At 39.4% G+C, this 20,290-nt stretch carries 19 protein-coding genes, 1 tRNA gene and 1 riboswitch; of the genes, 13 read left to right on the forward strand and 7 right to left on the reverse strand.

Annotated elements, in window-relative coordinates; genetic code table 11:
• Nucleotides 1-393 precede the first annotated feature (393 nt).
• Nucleotides 394-470, forward strand: a tRNA-Trp gene (locus L2735_RS18865).
• 212 nt (nucleotides 471-682) lie between these two features.
• On the forward strand, nucleotides 683-1,207 hold the full coding sequence (locus tag L2735_RS18870) for a DUF3087 domain-containing protein (RefSeq protein ID WP_248986180.1): 525 nt from the start codon (nucleotides 683-685) through the stop codon (nucleotides 1,205-1,207).
• A gap of 139 nt (nucleotides 1,208-1,346) precedes the next feature.
• Here L2735_RS18870 and L2735_RS18875 read toward each other — a convergent pair whose 3' ends face one another.
• Nucleotides 1,347-1,769: an organic hydroperoxide resistance protein gene (locus L2735_RS18875; protein ID WP_248986181.1), complete on the reverse strand. Its 423-nt coding sequence runs from the start codon at nucleotides 1,767-1,769 to the stop codon at nucleotides 1,347-1,349.
• A gap of 469 nt (nucleotides 1,770-2,238) precedes the next feature.
• Between L2735_RS18875 and L2735_RS18880 the strand changes: the two genes are divergently transcribed.
• Nucleotides 2,239-2,889 (forward strand): hypothetical protein, encoded by a 651-nt coding sequence (locus L2735_RS18880; protein WP_248986182.1) that lies wholly within the window; start codon nucleotides 2,239-2,241, stop codon nucleotides 2,887-2,889.
• Nucleotides 2,890-3,067: 178 nt separating this feature from the next.
• Here the strand turns inward: L2735_RS18880 and L2735_RS18885 are convergent, their stop codons facing one another.
• Both L2735_RS18885 and L2735_RS18890 read right to left on the reverse strand, forming a co-directional pair.
• Nucleotides 3,068-3,904, reverse strand: a complete 837-nt coding sequence (locus L2735_RS18885; protein WP_248986183.1) for a TIGR03899 family protein — start codon at nucleotides 3,902-3,904, stop codon at nucleotides 3,068-3,070.
• Nucleotides 3,905-3,937: 33 nt separating this feature from the next.
• Nucleotides 3,938-5,134: an MFS transporter gene (locus tag L2735_RS18890; protein WP_248986184.1), complete on the reverse strand. Its 1,197-nt coding sequence runs from the start codon at nucleotides 5,132-5,134 to the stop codon at nucleotides 3,938-3,940.
• A gap of 406 nt (nucleotides 5,135-5,540) precedes the next feature.
• Between L2735_RS18890 and hemG the strand changes: the two genes are divergently transcribed.
• Nucleotides 5,541-6,062, forward strand: a complete 522-nt coding sequence (hemG, locus tag L2735_RS18895; protein ID WP_248986185.1) for a menaquinone-dependent protoporphyrinogen IX dehydrogenase — start codon at nucleotides 5,541-5,543, stop codon at nucleotides 6,060-6,062.
• Nucleotides 6,063-6,156: 94 nt separating this feature from the next.
• Nucleotides 6,157-6,687: a cytochrome b/b6 domain-containing protein gene (locus L2735_RS18900; protein ID WP_248986186.1), complete on the forward strand. Its 531-nt coding sequence runs from the start codon at nucleotides 6,157-6,159 to the stop codon at nucleotides 6,685-6,687.
• A 130-nt stretch (nucleotides 6,688-6,817) separates the two neighbouring features.
• Here L2735_RS18900 and L2735_RS18905 read toward each other — a convergent pair whose 3' ends face one another.
• Both L2735_RS18905 and L2735_RS18910 read right to left on the reverse strand, forming a co-directional pair.
• Entirely contained in the window at nucleotides 6,818-7,576 is a 759-nt protein-coding gene (locus L2735_RS18905) for a thiol:disulfide interchange protein DsbA/DsbL (protein ID WP_248986187.1), read from the reverse strand.
• 190 nt (nucleotides 7,577-7,766) lie between these two features.
• The gene (locus tag L2735_RS18910) at nucleotides 7,767-8,414 is read right to left on the reverse strand and encodes a DNA-J related domain-containing protein (protein ID WP_248986194.1); all 648 of its coding nucleotides are present in this window, start codon (nucleotides 8,412-8,414) and stop codon (nucleotides 7,767-7,769) included.
• 205 nt (nucleotides 8,415-8,619) lie between these two features.
• Here L2735_RS18910 and L2735_RS18915 point away from each other — a divergent pair, with 205 nt between their 5' ends.
• The 6 genes from L2735_RS18915 (at nucleotide 8,620) to L2735_RS18940 (ending at nucleotide 15,931) form a co-directional block, all read left to right on the forward strand.
• On the forward strand, nucleotides 8,620-9,186 hold the full coding sequence (locus L2735_RS18915) for a phosphoribosyltransferase (RefSeq protein WP_102528939.1): 567 nt from the start codon (nucleotides 8,620-8,622) through the stop codon (nucleotides 9,184-9,186).
• A 141-nt stretch (nucleotides 9,187-9,327) separates the two neighbouring features.
• Nucleotides 9,328-11,256 carry a peptidase U32 family protein gene (locus L2735_RS18920; RefSeq protein ID WP_248986188.1) on the forward strand — a complete coding sequence of 643 codons (1,929 nt, stop codon included), beginning with the start codon at nucleotides 9,328-9,330 and terminating at the stop codon, nucleotides 11,254-11,256.
• A 108-nt stretch (nucleotides 11,257-11,364) separates the two neighbouring features.
• Nucleotides 11,365-11,682, forward strand: a complete 318-nt coding sequence (locus tag L2735_RS18925; RefSeq protein WP_153914200.1) for a DUF3622 domain-containing protein — start codon at nucleotides 11,365-11,367, stop codon at nucleotides 11,680-11,682.
• A gap of 153 nt (nucleotides 11,683-11,835) precedes the next feature.
• The gene (locus L2735_RS18930; protein WP_248986189.1) at nucleotides 11,836-12,447 is read left to right on the forward strand and encodes a hypothetical protein; all 612 of its coding nucleotides are present in this window, start codon (nucleotides 11,836-11,838) and stop codon (nucleotides 12,445-12,447) included.
• 175 nt (nucleotides 12,448-12,622) lie between these two features.
• A riboswitch (cobalamin riboswitch) is annotated at nucleotides 12,623-12,858 on the forward strand.
• Between the two features lie 138 nt (nucleotides 12,859-12,996).
• On the forward strand, nucleotides 12,997-14,994 hold the full coding sequence (locus L2735_RS18935; RefSeq protein ID WP_248986190.1) for a TonB-dependent receptor: 1,998 nt from the start codon (nucleotides 12,997-12,999) through the stop codon (nucleotides 14,992-14,994).
• A gap of 184 nt (nucleotides 14,995-15,178) precedes the next feature.
• Nucleotides 15,179-15,931 (forward strand): HDOD domain-containing protein, encoded by a 753-nt coding sequence (locus tag L2735_RS18940; protein WP_248986195.1) that lies wholly within the window; start codon nucleotides 15,179-15,181, stop codon nucleotides 15,929-15,931.
• Nucleotides 15,932-16,103: 172 nt separating this feature from the next.
• Here the strand turns inward: L2735_RS18940 and L2735_RS18945 are convergent, their stop codons facing one another.
• Nucleotides 16,104-17,015 carry a LysR family transcriptional regulator gene (locus L2735_RS18945; protein ID WP_248986191.1) on the reverse strand — a complete coding sequence of 304 codons (912 nt, stop codon included), beginning with the start codon at nucleotides 17,013-17,015 and terminating at the stop codon, nucleotides 16,104-16,106.
• Between the two features lie 545 nt (nucleotides 17,016-17,560).
• Here L2735_RS18945 and L2735_RS18950 point away from each other — a divergent pair.
• Nucleotides 17,561-17,770 carry a dodecin gene (locus L2735_RS18950; RefSeq protein ID WP_055026266.1) on the forward strand — a complete coding sequence of 70 codons (210 nt, stop codon included), beginning with the start codon at nucleotides 17,561-17,563 and terminating at the stop codon, nucleotides 17,768-17,770.
• A 264-nt stretch (nucleotides 17,771-18,034) separates the two neighbouring features.
• Here the strand turns inward: L2735_RS18950 and L2735_RS18955 are convergent, their stop codons facing one another.
• Nucleotides 18,035-18,898: a LysR family transcriptional regulator gene (locus tag L2735_RS18955; protein ID WP_248986192.1), complete on the reverse strand. Its 864-nt coding sequence runs from the start codon at nucleotides 18,896-18,898 to the stop codon at nucleotides 18,035-18,037.
• A gap of 131 nt (nucleotides 18,899-19,029) precedes the next feature.
• On the opposite strand from L2735_RS18955, the gene L2735_RS18960 reads away from it, so the two are divergent.
• Nucleotides 19,030-20,046 carry a virginiamycin B lyase family protein gene (locus L2735_RS18960; protein ID WP_248986193.1) on the forward strand — a complete coding sequence of 339 codons (1,017 nt, stop codon included), beginning with the start codon at nucleotides 19,030-19,032 and terminating at the stop codon, nucleotides 20,044-20,046.
• Nucleotides 20,047-20,290: the final 244 nt, after the last annotated feature.

Here is a 20,290-nt window from a genome sequence, read left to right on the forward strand (position 1 = left end):
GAGCAGTGTTGTAAAGCTTGGAATATATTTATTCAGTGCAAAGATAGGGTAAAAAGTTTATGTACACGAGACTGGGCTAATATGGGCAAAGTCTAATGCGGATTGGTATTACTTAGGTTCGGTATTAGCGGCTTTGGAAGTTAGGTTTAGTTTCATATTCCCCCCATAAAGAGATAAGTTGCTTTAAATATCAATTTATCTAATAGAAGATTAGCCAAGCTTGGTTGATCTTTATTTCGAGCATTTTCGTATTCATAAATGCAAAACTAAAGTCGGTATGTTGAAACATTATTCATTATTGCTAATTTGGCTGAAAAACCCACAGTCAGTAGTGTTTGTGACAAATAATGCTTTACCTTTGCCAGTGCTTTTAGCATAATGCTCCACGTCAACAGGGGTATAGTTCCAATTGGTAGAACAGCGGTCTCCAAAACCGATGGTTGCGAGTTCGAGTCTTGCTACCCCTGCCAAATTTAGAAAAAGCCGAGCAATAGCTCGGCTTTTTTGTATCTGAAATTTGATAATTACGTTTTCCACTTAGTATCATTGCTATGGTTATATATTAAGCTCAAACTGTCATATTGAAGTCATATATTTTGTTTATATCTGATAATCACTAATTGCTGCATTTGTTCTGCATTATAGGTGTAAAATAGAGTGACTCTTCATCATAAGGTGCATCATGCAATTCATCTCTATCGACAAGCCACAATACCGTAAACGACTTAACATATTACTGATATCGCTGGTGGCAAGTTTAACAATACTCTCATTGGCATTTGGTGGATTACTTATTGAGTTATTTGGCAGTGATACCGTCATTCGAGGGGAGTCTACCGGCAACTTTCACCTTAATTTCATTGGAGTCATTCTAGCTGTGGTTAGCTGCAGTTTAGTAATGAACTGGATTAAAACAAAACCTTATATGAAAGAGATATATTGGGTGTGGCAAGTTAAGCAGTTACAAAATCGTATCTATCGAAAGTTAAAAAAGATTGTTGCTGCAGCACAAGAAAATGATGTTAACGCGATAACAATATTGCTTTATTACTACCACAGCCAAAAAAAGGTGTATGAATTAGATAACAACACATTGACTATGTCGAAGGTGGAAACTGATATTAATAGTATTGAACAGCAAATATCTGACTTAAACTTAGCGATTACGCTTGATGATTTTTCTATTGAGTTAATCGATAAGGTATAGCTAGCTTTTAAGCCCAGCTAATCAATAGTTAAATTAAAAGCCGCCTAACAGATAACTGATGGGCGGCTTTATTGTTTATTCAAGCCAATATTTACTTAAGCCAATATTCATTAAAGGTATTAGCATGCAAAGTCATTGTTTATAAAACAATAAGCTCAACGCGGATATTACCGCGGGTCGCATTTGAATATGGACACACTTGATGCGCTTTTTCTACCAGTGCTTCAGCATCTGCTTTAGACATGCCAGGCAGTGTGACTCGTAGCTCAACATCAATAGCAAAGCCTACGCCTGCTGTATTTGCACCGATACCAACAGTGGCTTCAACGGTAAGATCTGAACTTAGTATTTGCTTGTCTTGGCCTGCAACAAACTTCATTGCACCAATAAAACAAGCTGAGTATCCTGCTGCAAACAGTTGTTCAGGGTTTGTTCCTTCACCACCCGCACCGCCTAGTTCTTTTGGTGTGCTTAAGTTTACCGAAAGTTTGTTGTCAGACGATACTGATTTGCCGTCTCTTCCGCCTGTTGTCGTTGCTGTAGCTGTATATATTAAATCCATGAAAACTCCATAATCTTTAAATCATATTAATGACATGATTGGATAAAAAGTATCCAATGGTGATATTTTTAATGTTACTTATATTTTTAGTGGTTTGCAATTGAATTGTGCGCAATTTAATTTTTTATTCAAAAATAATTGATGCAGTGATTTTATTATTCAATAAAAACAGCAGGTTAATTTTTTGGTTCTGAAGTGATTAAATATGAACCCAATTAACGACTATTTCGTAGAATTATTGTGTGATTTGAGCGGTCTAATAATTAACGTGTATGTCTATGTTTGAATCTAACGGTCAGAACGGTGGTCATATGTTGCATTGTTTTGGTGAGCTGTTTATATCTAAATTTTCAAACTGTCTCTTTTTATTAGAGTTTTAGATGACACAGTACAGCACGATAATTGTACGTATATGTATCACATGTTAGAATTGTTACAAATTATAACAATCAAGTGTCAAGGGTAAAAAATGAATACCAACTTAACAAAAGAAGAGTTAGCTTGCTTTAGTGAATTGTTCGCTAAGAAGCCTTCTGCTGTTAAAGCTTCGACCGATAGTGGTAACGAAACGGTTTCAGTGACGACAGAAATTCCGTCAACCTTGGCCAGCCTTCTTGGTAAGACCCAGTTAACCTTACTCGCTGAAATCAGCCATTATCGTTTGTGGTTTCCATTAAATATTGCCATGGATGAACTAGGTCAATTTACTCCTAAGTTAGGTATTCCTGAAGTGGTTGATACCCGTGGAGCAGAGCGCAGTTGGCGAATGAAAGAGTTAGATGATGTCAGAATTATTGACTTCGATACTAACTTAGCTATTGAGGTGTTATCGCTTTCAAGTACTGGTTTAACCCTGTATGCACCTAATATTTCAGATAAAACTCGCTCTCGTAGGGCTAAGTTAATATTAACTAAAGAGATAAACTTTGAGATTGAATACCAAATTGTTCGATCTGAAAATGGTGTTATTGCAGCTACGATTGTCGTGAGTGATGAGTCGCGAGAGACATTAAGACAGTTTTTATTCTCTATGCACAAGGCTAAGCATTCTAATTTATACGAACATGAAGCGAATACAGCCTCAGAGAATGAAGTTAATGTGTTGAAAATAAATACATAACTTTAATTGTTTGCTGTTTTATTTAAATGTTTACGTTTCGACTTAAACGCTGGCAGACACTACAAACCTACTTTTTATTGTTTTAAAGCTATTTCTTCAAACTGACCATTTAAAGCGATTATTTAAAATTAACTTTTTGACTTGGTTAGATAGCAACTCACTTCTTATCTTTTTAGTTTTATTGTCCTACTGCAAAATCTGCGCTCAATGTATCCTTTAATGCCCTAGAAAATTCATTATCAGTTTTTGCTTGTACCAGTAAACATAACTCGTCGCCCACAGGGGTAAATCGGTAATAACTGAATAAAAGATTATTGCTCTTTGGGGTAATTTTGATTTGATAATCAACCATGCTCAACAAGATAGGGGCACTTTTATCGAGTATGCCAGTTTCAAACTCACTGCTATGTAAAATCCCCGCATCCATTAAAGTCAGAATGCTTGAGTAGGGCAGCCCGAACTTTGAAAGGCCAACATTAACACTAGAAGCCTTTCTGAAGTACTGTTGTAAACCGCCGTGAATGCGGTAGCCATTGAGTAATTTATAACGCGTTTCAGTATTCAGTTTTGCCGACATTCCTAGCGCTTTTTCGAGTATTTGCGCCTCTCTTTGAGTTAGTTTTTTTAAAATGGCTAATGTTCTGAGGCTAAATTTACCGGGTTTTACTATTTCACTGGCAAGGATCCTTGCCCATAAATCTTGCATTCTGCGAGAACTAATTTGCTCAGCCATTTGGAAAAACTGGTAACTCCAGTCAGGATCGAGATCTTCACCTGTGACATCAGATGGGGTGTAATTTAACGCTAATGAGAAAATCGTTTCTAAATTAAGTTGATGTAAAACTTGATTCTTTTGGAGCCTAAATTGGGCTCTTTCGCCAATAGAGGCTTGAGACGGTCGATAATCATCTTCACTTGCTAACCCGAGCATTTTGCCCAGAAGTAGTGCTTTTTTTCGAGCAGACATGCTGGTATTCGTAGTCTTTTCGGTTTGATTAGGATGGTTATCTGTCATTGTTATTCTCTTAGGCTTTATGCATTGTCCACATTACATCGTATCAGTATTCATTTTAGTTGATTTACCCCAGTTTGTTTCGTGCCCAGGTTCAGGTTTTGAGGGAATATTTAACGAAAGTACTAGTGAACATAGGGCAAATAACACACCTATCATAAATACCCATTGAGGAGAGCTTAACCATAAGATACCCAATAGAGCTGGAATGATGACAGCGGCGATATGGTTGATGGTAAAGCTAACAGACATACTTGCGGCAATGTCTTTGGGGTCTGCAATTTTCTGAAAATAGGTTTTCATAGCAATGGCCATTGCGAACAGTAAATGATCTATCACGTATAGTGCTGCTGCTATCTGAGCATGTTCAACTACCGCGTAACTCGCAAAGACAATAATTAATCCCACGTACTCGATCACTAGGGCATTTCGCTCGCCAATACGGCCAATAAACCGACCTATGGATGGAGCAAAAAACAAGTTAACGACATAGTTAATTAAGAATAAAGCGGTGATTTCCGACACTGAATAGCCAAATTTTTCGACCATCATGAAACCAGCGAACACCATAAAAATCTGTCGTCTGGCGCCAGATAAAAACGTTAAAGCATAGTAAAGCCAGTATCGCTTCCTGAAGATGAGTTTTTTATGTTGAGGTTCAGCAATTTCAAATCTTGGATAGTAAAAAGCCATAATGCAAACTGCGATTAAGCCTAGCGCACCAATAATGCCGTACATCCAAACATAGTCGAGGTTGAGCCAGCTCATAATAAGCCAAATACTGCCATAACCTAGCAGTGCAGCAGCAGAGCGCCAAGCTAACGCCTTGCCTAGAAAACTAGCCGTATCCTTTTTATCTACCCACTGCAGTGTTAGCGATTGATTGATGGTTTCGAAGTAATGAAACCCAATCGACATCAATACAGTGGTGAGGTACAAGCCTAAAACACTGGGAAAAAAGCCGGTAATACCGATACCAATTGATAAGACCGCGAGGGAGATTAATGCAAATGATTGCTCACGAATAAGCAATAAAACAAAAATCGCAGTGAATGCCAAAAAGCCGGGGACTTCTCGTAAACTTTGCAGCATGCCAATTTCTGCACCACTAAAAGCCGCTTTTTCAATAACAAAATTATTAAGCAAAGCCTGCCATACCGCAAAAACCATCGACATCACGAAGGTCATCCACAATAAAAGCTGCTGAGGATTTTTGCTGGAACTGACTGACATGAGGCGTTTTTCCTGATTTATGTATTGTTTGTATAGTTACATTTTTTGGTTTTTTAATCTAAGTGTAAATTTATTGTGCTTTAAAGCTGAAATTAACAAGGTAAATCTCGTTATGCCTCTTAGTGCCACATTAATAATGATGGAGAATTTGCTTGTGGGTTAGATAATTGCTGATCTGTAAAAACTAAGTGGATAGCTCATCAGGGTTATTCACTTTTTTGTGAGCAACTCAAAAGTCTTAACTATTAATAGTCGATGTTGCTAATTTGCCGTGATCTGATCCATGTAATTATGTTTCGCTTTCTATTAAGATTAGATGTAATAGCATGGTTGAATAAAATCTTATTGAGTATTACAAAGCTTTAAATAACCGAATCAGCTTTTCTTTATTATCATCGAGGTGAACGTGAGCAACATTTTAATTATCTATTCAACTGTCCACGGTCAAACCCGCAAGATTTGCGATTACATGGAAGCGAAACTCACCGCCGCCGGTGATACTGTCACATTAGCACCACTTCAGGATAAACCTGATATGAGTGGCTTTGATAAAGTCTTTATAGGCGCTAGCATTCGTCATGGTAAACATCGCCCTGAGCTTTATCAGTTTGTTGCTGATAATAAAGAGATACTTGATAGCAAAGCTAATGGTTTCTTTTCAGTGAGTTTAGTTGCAAGAAAGCCAGGTAAAAATACCCCTGATACTAATATGTATATGCAGGCATTTTTAAAACAAAGTGAATGGCAACCCAAGGTACTAGAAGTATTTGGTGGCAATTTAGATTATCAATTTTATGGACCAATGGATCGCAACATCATTCGGTTCATCATGTGGTTAACTAAAGGCCCAACGGATCCCAATACCAAAGTGGAATACACTGATTGGGCGAAGGTAGATAACTACGTCGCGCAAATTCAGTCAGCGTAAATAGGTTTAAAGCCAACAATTAACTTGTTGGCTTTATTGATTTTATGATCCAATTTCGTTTTCCTAACGCGCTCAACGTAAAGTAAGGAGCATCATGAGCCAAAGTTCATCCAAGTTAATTCAGCTGATATCAGAGAAACTCCATGTCATTGTCGTGGCCTTGAGTGTGTTTTTAGTGGTGACTAGCCCATGGATATTAATTGGTAGTCGATTACGTGCTAAAGCCAGTATTTGGGACAGTTTGCATGTTTATATAGGCTTGATAGCAGCAGTATTTGGCTTATTGTTTTTACTGAAAAACTTACTCAATGGCCATTGGCGTCAGTTTTTTCCCTGGCTCAAATTAGACTTTTCACAATGTTTTGATGAAATAAAGCAATTGAAGCAGGGCAAGTTACCGAGTTCTGGCGGTAAGGGCATTTTCAGTATTGTTGAAGGAATAGGCCTGATTTTGATGGCGCTAGTGAGTATTACTGGCATTGCTTGGTTTATTGTTCAAGGAACCAGTGACGCATTGATGTGGCGTAAGTACCACATTATATTCGCTCAAGGTTTTGTTGGCTTTTTAATGATTCACATCGTGTTTGCTGCATTTCATATTATTGATATGGTGCGAAACTCTTAACTTGCTTGAGATGGTTCAAATAGTCATATGAACAAGAAACAAAAAGCCCGACTTTAAATAAATAAAGTCGGGCTTTTTAATGGCTAAATCAGCGCTTCGATTTATATTAGAAGCTTGATGACATCATGTATTACTTCTTTTCTAACGCTAAGTAATTCATCACATCAATCAAGTCACCTAAGGTACGCATTTCGCTCATGTTGATAGCATACTTGTCGTTAACGATAAACGTTGGAACGCTTTGAACTTGAAACATCACTTGCTGTTGACGCCATAGTGCTAGCTTCTTATCAGTCGCTTCGCTGTCTGCAATCTTGTCATAAGTTTCAGCATCAACGCCGTTGGCAGCAAATACTTTTTTGAGATCGTCACGGTTGTTAATTTCTGGCTCGTCATGGCTGTGACCTGGAGCGCTATGATCGTGATGGCCGCCTTCACCTTGAATCGCTTGGAACATAGCCATGTTCAATGCTTTTTGATTACCCACTTCATGAATTACAGCTAATGCGCGCATCACTTCAGTGCCAATTTCGCTGTTCATAAAGTCAACGTGTTTAGTTTCAAAGCCAACGTCTTTGTTCAAGTTACCTTTAATTTCTGGCAGGTACTGGGTTTCCATGTTGTAACAGTTATGACAGTAAAATGAGAAGAACTCAGTAATCTTAGGCTCGGTAGATGCTGGGGCATCAGAAATTTGAGTGTAATGTTGACCTTCAACAAACTTAGATGGAACTGCAGCCACTGTTTCAACAACTTGCTCAACAGTTTTTTCTGCAGTGACTTCAGTTTTTACTTCATTAGTTTCTTCAGCAGGTTTGCCACAACCCGTTAGGGAAAATGTGAATGCCGCAACTGCCATAGTGAATGCAATATGTTTAATCTTAATCATTTCAGCCTCAATAAAAGTGTCGCGTTACACGCTGGTGGTCGCGAGAAATCTTAAAATAGTCTTAATTAAGCCAATACTTAATTGCCTTAATATTAACAAGAATTATGACCTAAACGATTTTTTATTTCAGGGCTAAATATGTGATGTGATACTGCTTTCTTATAAAAAGAAGTCAGCACAAAATAGAGTGCTATCCCGCTTTCGAACGTAAAGTTTGCCAGGCTTCACAAACTTGTCGAAATTGCTGCGCATCTCCACCTGGTCGATCTGGGTGAAGTTTTAAGGCAAGTTTACGCCACTGCTTACGAATATCTTTATTGCTGGCATTCGCATCTAATTCAAAAATGGTTAGCGCATGAGAGTCATGCATTAATACTTGATTAACACCGATATACTCTTGATAGCTTGACCAGAACGATTCGAGCATTTCTTTGACAACATTGGCGCAGGTATCGTATTGCTGCCAATCAAGGTAATACTCTTTTAACGCGGCATCATGATGTTGCTGCTGAGCTATATCGTGAGGCAAAATTCTGAAAATTTGAATATCCATTGCTTGTACTTGAAGCCATTGGTTAGGCAATAACAAGCTTTGCAATTCAAACAAGGCATTCATTAATAAGAAGTTGCGTTTAAAGAGGTCTTTTTCTGGCTCGGGATCAAGGTTATGCATTAAGCCTTTTTGCTGTAACTCACTGGCTAAATGATGGACTTTCCAGCTCTGACATGAGCTTTGCAGTAGGGTGAGCAGAGGCCATATCAGCGGATTATCACTTTTTAAAGATAATCTATCGGTGTCGGCCTGTTGACGAAGCTGAGCATCATTAGCTGCAAGCATAGTGTTATTTTCGCTATGAATTGGCAATAAATTTACTATGCCACAGCCTAGAGTGGAGTCAATGATGTTTTTTTGTTCAACATGCGAAATAGTGTCAATGTTCATTTTGTTTAACAAATATGACGATAAAGCGTATTCCTCACAGACAAACTATCCTTATTTGGTATAAAATTCGCCGCAATAAAAATGATAGGGGCCAAAACCAATGACAGATAAACATTACATCAGTGCGCAACAGCTACTGGAAGATTCTTTTAAACTTGCTGCGCAGGTTTATGATAGTGGCTTTAGACCGCAATTTATTGTCGGTATCTGGCGTGGTGGCGCTCCAATTGGTATTGCTGTGCAAGAGTTCTATGATTTTAAAAATGTAGAAACGGATCATATTGCAGTGAGAACCTCTTCTTACTATGGCATTGGTACCGACAAGCAAAGCAAGAAAATCAAAGTACATGGCTTACATTACATCATTGAAAATGCCAATGCTGATGATGGTTTATTAATTGTTGATGATGTCTTTGATTCAGGCCGAAGTGTTGATGCATTAATCGACAAATTGCAAAAGTTCATGCGTAAGAACATCCCGACAGATATTCGTGTGGCTTGTCCTTATTACAAACCAAAGAATACCGCAGTAGATTTAAAGCCTGATTACTTCATTCACGAATCTGAAGAGTGGTTGGTTTTCCCACATGAAGTTTCGGGATTAAACCCGCAGGAAATCGCTGAAGGTAAAAGTGATTTTAAGAATATTCAGCATTTGTTTAAGTAAAAGCCGCGAAACTGGTTATTTTTTGCTAAACTAGCAAGCTGAACAGTGCGTCAATGATAGTGACATACACGTGGTTTTAGTCCGTGTTTAGCTACTATCTTGATGCATTTTTTATTACCTAGAAAAAGATAAACATTCATTATGAGCTCTGTAGAAATATTTTCGCCGACACCAAGCCCAAGTAAGCCGACTGAAAAGAAACAGTTAGAGCTACTCGCACCTGCAAAAAACGCTGACTATGGCATCGAAGCCATTCGTCATGGTGCAGATGCGGTTTATATTGGTGGTCCAGCTTTTGGCGCACGCCATAATGCGGGTAACAGTGTTGAAGATATTGCACGACTAGCAGAATTTGCTCATAAGTATCACGCTCAAGTTTTCGTTGCATTAAATACGATTTTAATGGATGACGAAATTGAGCAAGCGCAAAGCTTAATATGGTCTTTGTATGAGGCGGGTGTTGATGCGCTGATTATTCAAGATATGGGCTTATTACAATTGGATTTACCGCCAATTGCTATGCACGCCAGTACCCAAATGGATAACCGCACACCTGAGAAAGCCGTCTTCTTAGAGCAAGTGGGTTTTTCGCAAGTGGTGTTAGCCCGCGAGTTAAACTTGCCGCAGATTAAGCAAATCGCCGATACTACCAAACTAAAGTTGGAATATTTTGTTCATGGCGCTTTATGCGTGAGTTATAGCGGCTTATGTAATATTAGCCATGCTTTTTCAAATCGCAGTGCTAACCGCGGTGAATGTTCGCAAATGTGTCGTTTACCATGTGACCTTTCAACCCGTGATGGTGAAGTCTTAGCTGAAAATGAGCATTTATTATCACTTAAAGATAATAACCAAACGGAAAACCTAGAAGCGCTAATTGATGCGGGCGTGACGTCTTTCAAAATTGAAGGTCGCTTAAAAGACATCAGCTATCTTAAAAATGTCACCGCCCATTACCGTCAGCAGCTTGATGCGATTATCGATCGCCGCAGCGATCTAGAGTCTATGTCACATGGTCGTAGTGAGTTTACTTTCACACCCGATCCTGAAAAAAGCTTTAACCGTGGTAAAACAGATTATTTCATCAATCAGCGTACCGCATTGATTGAGCATTTTAGTTCGCCTAAATATATTGGTGAAAAGGTCGGTACCATTGTGGGCGTTGGCCGCGACTTCATTAAAGTCGATAGCGCCAAAGCTGATAAAACCATCGAGTTTAATAATGGTGATGGTTTATGTTTCTTTATTGACGGCTACCAAAAGCAGCGCTTGTCAGACAACAAAACCAAAGGTTTGCGAGTAAACCGCGCCGATGGGAATACCTTGTTTTTAACTGATGTTAGTAAAGATCTTAAAGTGGGGGTTGAGCTTTTCAGAAACTTTGACCACCAGTTTGATGCTTTGTTATCAAAAGACTCTGCAACCCGTAAAATTATGGTGGATATGATCTTAGATGATACCGAGACGGGTATTGCACTTACGGTTGCAGATAAACACCAACACTCGGTGACGGTTGAGCTTGAATGGGCAAAAGAGCCTGCTAAAGATTATGGCAAGGCGGATGCTAATTTACGGACTCAATTAGCTAAACTGGGGAACAGTGATTACAGCTTAAATCAGCTGCAGGTTAACTGTGCTAACCGCTGGTTTTTACCCGCTTCCGTCATCAATGGATTAAGACGTGATGCGATTGCAGCGTTTGATGAGGCGCGTATAAACGGTTATCAACGTCCTCTTAGAGGCGAGCATGATAAAGAAGCGCGCTTCCCACAGAAGTACTTAAGTTTTTTATCTAACGTGGCTAATGATAAATCCCGTGAGTTTTATGAACAGCACGGCGTAATTCAAATGGAAGATACTTACGAGAAAAACCAAGTATTAACTGATGCGCCATTAATGGTGACCAAACACTGTTTGCGCTACAGCTTTAACTTGTGTCCAAAAGAAGTTGAAGGCATTAAAGCCGACCCTATGGTGTTAGATATCGGCAAAGATAGATTGAAACTGGTCTTTGATTGCCAGAAATGTGAAATGATGATTGTTGGCTCAAACCAATTAGTTAAGCAGTAGCATTACTTTTATATTAAACAGTGCTCAAAAGTGAGTGCTAAATAGACAATGTTCGCGTACACTGCGCGACCTGAATTTAAGCTGAGTATAGCTAGGAAAAACCGAATAATGAGCAAAAGTAAGAAGTACGATTTCAGAGTGTTAGCAGTTGGCGATACTTTTAAAGCAGAAATCACTCGTCGTATGAGTGCAACTAAAACTATCGTGTCTAAAAGTCATGACGGTTTTGCAACAGAAGATGAAGCTGTTGCATGGGGTCAAAAAGAGCTAACGGCATTTATGACCACTCAAGTTGAGCGTAATAAACGTAAAACTGAAAAGAAAATTAAAGCTAAATCTATCGCTGACGCGATTGCTGCAGAAGCGCTAACTGATGAGCAAAGTGAAATAGATTTGACAGATTCAGCGGATGAGCTTGAAGATTAACAGTTAAAATAATACAGTAATACAACATTTTGGTGACATAGTTGCTGTATTTCTGTTTGAATTAGCTAAGTTTCACCTTTCAGCACCAATACCAAGGATGATTTCGGTATGAAAGCTAGTACTACCCTAATAATATCTGGGGGGCTGTTGTTAATGAGCCCTTCATATAATGTAGTGGCCACAGAGTCACCACCTCATATCCGAACTATCACTGCAAACTCTGATGCAGAAGGTGGTTCAGAACAGAAGCAGCTTTCAATATTTTCTAATAAAGTGTCATTTGAGCTGCCTGTGGGTTGGAAAATGGCCTTTAATTCTGAACAAGGCACCATGTACAAAGCTGAATTTGTTCCTGCCGGTGAAACCCTCAATGATTGGTCTGCGCTATATTGCATTCAAGGCTTTAAAGGCTTAGCTGCAAATATTGATAGCACTCAATTTCTGGATAGGTTTGCGGGGACTTATCAAGAAACTTGCCAAGGAAGTGTGACATACGAAAAACTCGGTATGACGCAAATTGGTGGTAAAGAGGCTTACCATGGCATCATTGGCTGTACCAATATGAAAAACCTTTATGGCGGCGGTACCTCGAGATCTCGTCAGGGCGAAATTGGCTATTACGCTGTGCTTAAAGATACAGAAGATTTGTATCTAATTCATAAGTCGATGAGAGGCGAGGTGTTTAGTGAATCTAACCCGCCACTGAATGGTTCCAATCATCGTGATTTCATTTCTAAAATGCTGCAACTTAAATTCCAACGTTAGGTCTTTTTTAAGCGCAATTATCTCATTTCGCTTTGTTCATATTATTCAAGCCTTATAACTAAGAGTTGAATAATATGAATGATCCTTATTCTTTATATCAAACAGTACTGTTAACCAGTTATAATGACGCCAATTGTTATATGGACTTGCGCTATCGCAATCGTAACAATGCAAAATATAGTCAATCTTTTGTGGTGCTTGTGGGAATTTGTCTGTTTGATGAATTGTCATGGGATAATCGGGAAACTAGTGAAAATCTAGTGCTGCCCCCGCAACGGTAATGGTGAGAACTGAGTGCGCACTCGATATGTTGATAATAACCAGCATAAAGAAGCGTTAAAAATTCAGCTTCGTTTGTCATGTTTATGACATCAACCTGAGTCCGGAGACCGGCCCAAAAGATGATTTTGAGATTTCGGTGGGCAGATCTCAGAATGTAGCCATTCTTCATCATTGCGATAAACAAACCGTATTAAGGTTTATTTTATTGCAGGAAGTTCTTTGCTGCGGCAACCATGCCCCATTTTTCCTTTTAGGAGTTAAAGGTAAATGGGTACTAATCCAACTAAAATCGCAACAGCACTTAGCCTTATTTTAAGCGTTTCTGCTGCCTCTTTTGTTTCAAGCGCAACAGCTGAAGCTGCAAATACTTCATCAACGACTGAACCTACTGCCATTGGCGCAGATACTGAAACCATTGTGGTTATTGGTCGTAGCGAAGCTAATCCATTAAATATTGCTGCCAATGTTAATGTTATCGACCAAGTCGATATCGAAATGAGCGGTGCAGTAAGTTTAACTGACTTACTTCGCAGCCAGGCGGGGATTCAAGTTTCTGATAATAATTCAGGAACAACTTTCGCGATGCGCGGCTTTACTGCATCACAAGCTGCCAGTAATACATTAATCTTGATTGATGGCCGTCGCTTAAACAATATTGATATCTCAGCGCCAAGTATCAATGCAGTGCCATTAAACCAAGTTGAACGTGTAGAAGTGTTATATGGCTCTGCAGGGGTGCTTTATGGCGATCAAGCGGTAGGCGGTGTGATTAATATCATCACCAAGGCGCCTAATGGTACCGGCGGTGGATTTGAGCTTAGTGGTGGCAGCTTTGATACCTATGAAGCCAAAGGTGATATCTCAGGGGCGATTAATGATGCATGGCGTTATTACTTAGCGGCGAGCTATAACCAAAGTGATAACTATCGTGACAATAATGAAAGCGAAACTGGCTCAGTGCTGGGACGTTTGCAATATCAGTCAGACAAACAGCAGTTCTTTGTTGAAGCAAACTACTTTGACGATAACCGCCAAGCACCAGGCGCATTAACACTTGATCAGTTTGAACAAGACCCAACCCAAGCGGCACCTTTTACTGAAGGTGAATATACTCATGAAATGACAACTGCACTTCGCAGTGGTTATGAGTACCAGTTAACCCAAGAATGGGCATTAGTCGCTGATTTAACTTATTCAGATACCTTAACGACTAACTTTTTGTGGGGCAGTGCAGGCCGTATTGAACGCAACCTATTAAGCTTCTCTCCAAAAGCCACCGCTAACTACCAACTTGAACAAGGCGATTTAGATATTGTCGCAGGTATTGATTTAAGCGTAGGTGAAGCTGATTTCGATTTGGCTTATACCCAAAGAAATAATGAACAAAAGATGGCCAGTATTTATGCCCAGGCTTCAGTGCCTCTAACTAAGACTTTATCTTATGTTGTGGGTGGCCGCTACAGTGAAGTCACAGATGATTTAACCGATCAAACACTTTACCCAAACGGGGTTGAGCTTGATAACGATGCCCATGCATTTGAGTTAGGTTTAAACTATCGCCCAAGTATTGAAAATCGTTTTTATATTCGCGCCAATGATAACTTCCGTTTCGCTAAAGTAGACGAGCAAGCATACACCCCAGTGACGACTCTTGGTTTAGACCCACAAACAGGCCGCTCTTATGAGGCAGGTTGGGATTGGACTACAACATCACAAGCATTCAAATTAAATGCGTACCGTTTAGATTTGGAAGATGAAATTGTTTATGACGCTGGTCGCACTGATGGCCCTCAAGGTGGCGGTGCTAACGTTAATGCAGATGCATCACGTCGATACGGTATCAACACCAGCTATGATATTCAGTTATCGGCTGATTGGCTGTTAGGAGCGTCATACGAGTACATTGATGCAGAGTTCACTGAAGGTGAGAACGAAGGCAAAGCATTGTCTTGGGTAGCGAAACACAATGGCCGTGCTCACTTAAGTTATGATATAGCTTCAGAGTGGCAAGTATTTGTTGAAGGGATTTACACTGGTGAGCGCTTTATTGAAGGTGATAATGCGAATGTCGATCCAAAACTATCGAGCTATGTATTGGCTAACCTAGCCCTTAATTATACTCGTGATAACTGGTCAGCAAGCTTACGTGCAGACAACTTATTAGATGAAGAATATATTAGCGCTGGTTATTACTCAGCTTGGGGCAATGGATATTACTCAGGTAATGGGCGCTCAATTCGTTTAACTGCTGGTTACCGCTTTTAGAATGTGCTGATTAAATGTGCAGTTAAGCGCTTGCTTAGCAGTGTAAATGACTAAAAATCAAAAGCCGACAAATTGCTTGTCGGCTTTTTGTTTGATTAGGGATTAATTACTTGACCTTAGTGCTGCATATGTGGATAAAATCGGTAACAGAGATATAAAAATAATGAAAGGGAAGCGGTACAATATGACCTATCTTGAGCAACAGGTGCTAACTCAAGTCAAAGCAATTATCGGCAACGAAGAACAAGTGATTGGTCGTCGTGGTATTTTGATCCCTTTAAAGAAAGCACTCATTAACGAAGCAGATATTCGTATTTTAATCGATATTGTTTCAAGTGATCCTGCTTTAGCTGCTCATTTATTATGGCGCAGCAATACTGCCCAAGCTGGTGGTATTATTTCAACTAAAAACCGCAGTATTAAAGATGCGCTAATCCGTTTAGGCCAAGTCAATATTTATCGTTATGCTTTTTCATTTTACTTAAAAGAGCGTTTAGATGAGTTACAAGAACCTTACTGCAAATTGGTTAAAGCTTATTGGAGCTTAACAGAGAACATTGCCGTTGATGCTGTTCAGCATCTTCGTGATATTGAAGAGAGTGACCAGCCGATTGATATTGATGCTGATGAGGTGCAAACGCTGGCTTTGTTTAGTGTGTTTGGACAAGTGATCACCTTAAGTGCTTTTGCATTTTTAAATGCGGCATCGGAAAAGGCCATTGCACTGCAAGTGATTAAAACCTTGATTGATACTCAGCAACAAAGCTTATCTATCGAAGCCTTTGAAGCGTTAGGGTTAGATGACGATCTACGTAATGAATTTATGGTGGCGCATAATATTTCTCAAACAGATAACCCTAACTCAGCGGGTATGGTGTTAAGACATGTGCTAGCAAAGCGCAACGTACTGATAAACCCGCTTGCTGATTATGAGTAGAGTTGGTTGAACGGAAATTATTAGCTTAAATACAAAAATGCCACTCAATGAGTGGCATTTTTATATCTACAACATTCAAATTACCACCTTAATAAAACGGTACTTATATAAGTGCTTATATGAGTGCTTAGATGACAGCATAGATCACTGCTGTGATTAGTGGCTGTTTATATTAGTGTTGCTGACCTAAGCTTTGAAGCTTTAGTCCTTCAGCTGCTACTAAGGTTAACCACTTCTGAATTAAGTTCGTGTTTGCTGCATTACGACGGTATGCAGCAAATAGCGGCCGCTTTAACCCTTCAGCGCCGAGTTTTACAGATGATAAATTTAAGCCATGACTTTCATTTATCGACCAGCTCGGTAATGCGGCTATTCCGTCATTACACGCCACTCGTTGTAATAACATTGCGGTTAAATCACACTGTTTTTGCTCTCCAGCTTCAACACCTGCAGGCTCTAAGAAGTGCTTATAGATATCTAAACGCTGTAACGGCACAGGGTATGAAATTAGTGTTTGTTTCGCGAGTTGCTCAGGCTTGATAAATGTTTCTTTGGCAAGTGGGTTGTCATTGGCTACAACCAGTTTAACTTCAAAATCGAATAGATGCTGATAGGCTAAAGCATGCCCAGGCACAGGATCTGAGGTTAGTACTATATCCAATTCACCCATTTCTAATGCATTTAATGAATCAAATAAGTGACGACTTGAAAGGTCAATCCTGCCATCTGGAGAAAGCTGCTTAAAGGCTTCTGTAACGGGCATTAACCAGCGAAAGCAACTATGACATTCAATGCCTAGTTTTAGTGATTGTGACTCCGCATCTAAACCTTTTTTTAGGTCAGATTCAGTGACCATCACCTTAGGTAAGATTTCTTCAGCAAGATTTAACAGTCTCGCGCCTTCTTGGGTGAAAGATAAAGGTTTGCTTTTTCGAATAAAAATAGCCGAGTTAATACGGGTTTCTAATTCTTTAATCTGATGTGATAACGCAGATTGAGTCACGAAACGTTTTTTCGCGGCACCAGCTAGGCTACCACTTTCTTTAAGCGCCATTAGAGTACGAAGGTGTCTCAGCTCTATCATATTATCCTCACATGAATTTTGTTCAACTTTCGGGTGAAATCTATTCGATTGCTTGAACGCAGAGTAACACAACAAACTTCTAGACGTCCAGACGCCTGTGTAATTAATTTACAAAAATGTACTCAAAATGTTAAGTGATGACTTTTTTTGATATAGAAATTACAAGCTTAGGCTTTTCATCATGACAAGGGCAATAGCGGTAATATTTGAGTGAGAAAGGCAGTTATCAGCAAAAATGATTCGTCTTTTATTATATCCATTCACCAAATATCGCGGCTGTTGAAGTAATGATCACTTTAATAAATAAAACGGATAAAAAAGTGGCGGTTGAGCAAATATGGAAAAATTTAGACAGAGGAACTCAAGGAATTAAAGCATCAGTTAGCTGAGGTTTTTGATTGTGGAACAGAGTCAAAGACCTTCGCTTAGGAGGGGAGCGAGGTGACGTTCTACATGAGTTATATTGATTCATTGTGTTGAAGTTACGCAGATTTTCGAAGCTTATCTATACTCAATATATGTTTTTAAATACTGACGGAGTAACAATGAGCCATACCTACAAACTGATTGAATTGACTGGATCTTCACCTATTAGCTCAGATGACGCGATCAAAAATGCGATTGCAGCTGCCAACAAATCAATAAAGCATATGCGCTGGTTTCAAGTGGTTGAGACCAGAGGGCATTTAGAGGAAGGTTTGATTGCTCATTGGCAAGTGACCATTAAAGTGGGCTTCACTTTAGATCAAAGCTAGTGAGATAAAGCTCGTGAAATTAGCGCGGTTCAGATAATCGTTCACTAGATGAAGATATGACTAAAACGTCGAAATGAATCTCGATTTAATTATCAAAACAAAAAAATGCAGCTAAAGGTAACTTCAGCTGCATTTTTTTGTTTAAAAAGCTTACTAGATTAAATCTATATACTCACCGTTCGAAGTTCGCTCGCTGCGGTAGCTCAGCGAGTTGCCAAGAAAGTCTCTTTAGTTATTGCTAATATTTTTTAGTATTTGCCATTATTAAGTTAATGATGCCTTTAAATGCTTGATTAATTCAGTCACTTTTTTTGACTTTAATAAATCTACATGTGCAATAATCCAAATGGTGGTTATCGGCAAGTTGGGGAGCAAATTAACTCGGCTTAACACTGCCGAGTTGTCCCCTAAAAAGTCAGGAAGCAAGGCAACCCCCATGTCGTTTTCAGCATAGCCCAACAGAGTATTAAACGAGTCTGCTTTTACCTTTATGTTATGTTCGGGCACACTTCCTAATGCCGAATACCATACCGGATTTTTTAAATTCACCATACTTGGCAAACACCAAATTAATTTTTCGACGGCTAATTCACCCTTAACTTGCTGCATATAAGCTGAAGTGGCATAACAAAAAATTTGAGAACATATTAGCTTTTCACCACTGGCACCTGCAGGTGGTTCATTCACGCTTCTAATGGCTACATCTGACTCAAGAGAGTTTAAATCGAGCGACTTTGGCGTTAACTCAATATCCATTTGTATTTTTTCAAAATGCTTCTGAAACGAGCGTAAATGCGGCGCTAACATGTAGTGAAACAAGGTGTCGGTGGTGGTTATTTTAAGCCAGCCCTCAAGTTCAAGCTCTTGTGCAGAGATAGAACGTTCTATCTGAAATACTTGTTGTTCTATTTCTGAGCTTACACAAAGTAACTGCTCCCCTTTAGGTGTCAGCGTGTAACCACTGGCTGAACGCTTAAAGAGTTTAACTTTGTGGCGATACTCAAAAGCATCTAATCGCCTTAATACGGTACTGTGGTTCACATCCAACGATTTAGCCGCCCCAGACACTGACCCTTCTGATGCTATGGCCATTACATATTGTAAATCACCCCACCTCACTTTATGCATTTTTGCAAACCTTATGTGCGTTTATCGCTGATTTAAATGCAAAATAACACAGCTATAGTAACAATTCAGTAAATAATTCGAATATTACGTGACACAAAAATCTCGTTTTCTACTTGCTCATAGGAACAGTAATGAATATAAATTTAAAAACTTTTTTGATTATCGCGTTATTTTTAATGGTCACGGCCTGCAGCTCTGACAGCTCAAATAGCCCTAGCGATAACTCAGGCAATAATAGCAACCCTGGTTATGGAAGTGGTCCTGGTTATGGCTCCGAAGACCCAGACCCTGACGAATCAACAGAAGGCCTAACACAGTTATTCGATTTAGTCGCTTCGTGGGGAGAAGAAGGTGAAAACTCAAGTTATTTAGAAGCCTTCAATAGCCCCAATAGTATCGCAGTTGACAGCGCTGGTAATTTTTACGTTACCGAATTTAATGGTGACACAGTTAAAAAATTCACTCCTAATGGCGAGCTGATAAAACAATGGGGGATAACAGGTGATGAAAACGGTGAATTTAACGCCCCTACTGGTATTACTGTTGACTCATTTGATAATGTCTATGTATCTGAAAGTGGTAACAGCCGAATACAAAAATTTAACCCTGACGGTGAATGGTTAGCGACTTTTGGTGAAGGACTATTTACTTCGGCCATGGTGATTGCCTCCGACTCGCTTGACAACCTTTACGTTACCGACTGGGGGAATGGCCGAGTGCAAGTATTTGACTCTGAGGGTACTCATTTACGCACGATAGGAACGCAAGGTGCTGGCTCTGGTCAACTAAGCAATCCAACAGGCATAAAAGTTGATATAAGTGACGTCCTTTGGGTGGTTGATAGAGGAAATCATCGTATTCAAAAGTTTACCCTAGAAGGAGAGTTTATTGAGACTATCGGCAAATCTGGTTCTCAAGCTGGTGAGTTTTCTACCCCAACCAGCATTAATTTTGATAGCGCACGTAACTTTTATGTTTCTGAGTTAGGTAACTCACGAGTACAGGTATTTAACGAGCTTGGTGAATCATTAGGTGAAATTGCTCCAGGAGTATTAGATAACCCCCACGGCTTAGTATTTGATACTAACGGATCCCTCTACGTAGCAGACACAGGCAATAATCTAATTCGTAAATTCAAAGTGAAATAATCATCTCAAACCGCTTAAAATATCACCATAGCTTAAGTGGAATGTTGTTAAAATAAATTGGCTTATTACCTTAATATTAGTAAGCCATGACACCAGTTAGCGAAATAAACACTTCAAGGTCTGTTTTTCGCTAACTAGGGCGTGTATATGGTCTCCTCCAATATTGCAATATAAAAAATAGCGTTGTGACAGTGATAGGTTTGCGTTCGTATATCCGGCTTCATAATTGAAACGCTTGGGTTTC

It is taken from the genome of Shewanella olleyana (assembly GCF_023283825.1).
GTDB lineage: Bacteria > Pseudomonadota > Gammaproteobacteria > Enterobacterales > Shewanellaceae > Shewanella > Shewanella olleyana.

Coding starts and splice junctions, on each gene's coding strand:
- L2735_RS18870 (WP_248986180.1), top strand. CDS start 683: ATGCAATTCATCTCTATCGACAAGCCACAATACCGTAAACGACTTAAC.
- L2735_RS18875 (WP_248986181.1), bottom strand. CDS start 1,769: ATGGATTTAATATATACAGCTACAGCAACGACAACAGGCGGAAGAGAC.
- L2735_RS18880 (WP_248986182.1), top strand. CDS start 2,239: ATGAATACCAACTTAACAAAAGAAGAGTTAGCTTGCTTTAGTGAATTG.
- L2735_RS18885 (WP_248986183.1), bottom strand. CDS start 3,904: ATGACAGATAACCATCCTAATCAAACCGAAAAGACTACGAATACCAGC.
- L2735_RS18890 (WP_248986184.1), bottom strand. CDS start 5,134: ATGTCAGTCAGTTCCAGCAAAAATCCTCAGCAGCTTTTATTGTGGATG.
- L2735_RS18900 (WP_248986186.1), top strand. CDS start 6,157: ATGAGCCAAAGTTCATCCAAGTTAATTCAGCTGATATCAGAGAAACTC.
- L2735_RS18905 (WP_248986187.1), bottom strand. CDS start 7,576: ATGATTAAGATTAAACATATTGCATTCACTATGGCAGTTGCGGCATTC.
- L2735_RS18910 (WP_248986194.1), bottom strand. CDS start 8,414: ATGCTTGCAGCTAATGATGCTCAGCTTCGTCAACAGGCCGACACCGAT.
- L2735_RS18915 (WP_102528939.1), top strand. CDS start 8,620: ATGACAGATAAACATTACATCAGTGCGCAACAGCTACTGGAAGATTCT.
- L2735_RS18920 (WP_248986188.1), top strand. CDS start 9,328: ATGAGCTCTGTAGAAATATTTTCGCCGACACCAAGCCCAAGTAAGCCG.
- L2735_RS18925 (WP_153914200.1), top strand. CDS start 11,365: ATGAGCAAAAGTAAGAAGTACGATTTCAGAGTGTTAGCAGTTGGCGAT.
- L2735_RS18930 (WP_248986189.1), top strand. CDS start 11,836: ATGAGCCCTTCATATAATGTAGTGGCCACAGAGTCACCACCTCATATC.
- L2735_RS18935 (WP_248986190.1), top strand. CDS start 12,997: ATGGGTACTAATCCAACTAAAATCGCAACAGCACTTAGCCTTATTTTA.
- L2735_RS18940 (WP_248986195.1), top strand. CDS start 15,179: ATGACCTATCTTGAGCAACAGGTGCTAACTCAAGTCAAAGCAATTATC.
- L2735_RS18945 (WP_248986191.1), bottom strand. CDS start 17,015: ATGATAGAGCTGAGACACCTTCGTACTCTAATGGCGCTTAAAGAAAGT.
- L2735_RS18950 (WP_055026266.1), top strand. CDS start 17,561: ATGAGCCATACCTACAAACTGATTGAATTGACTGGATCTTCACCTATT.
- L2735_RS18955 (WP_248986192.1), bottom strand. CDS start 18,898: ATGCATAAAGTGAGGTGGGGTGATTTACAATATGTAATGGCCATAGCA.
- L2735_RS18960 (WP_248986193.1), top strand. CDS start 19,030: ATGAATATAAATTTAAAAACTTTTTTGATTATCGCGTTATTTTTAATG.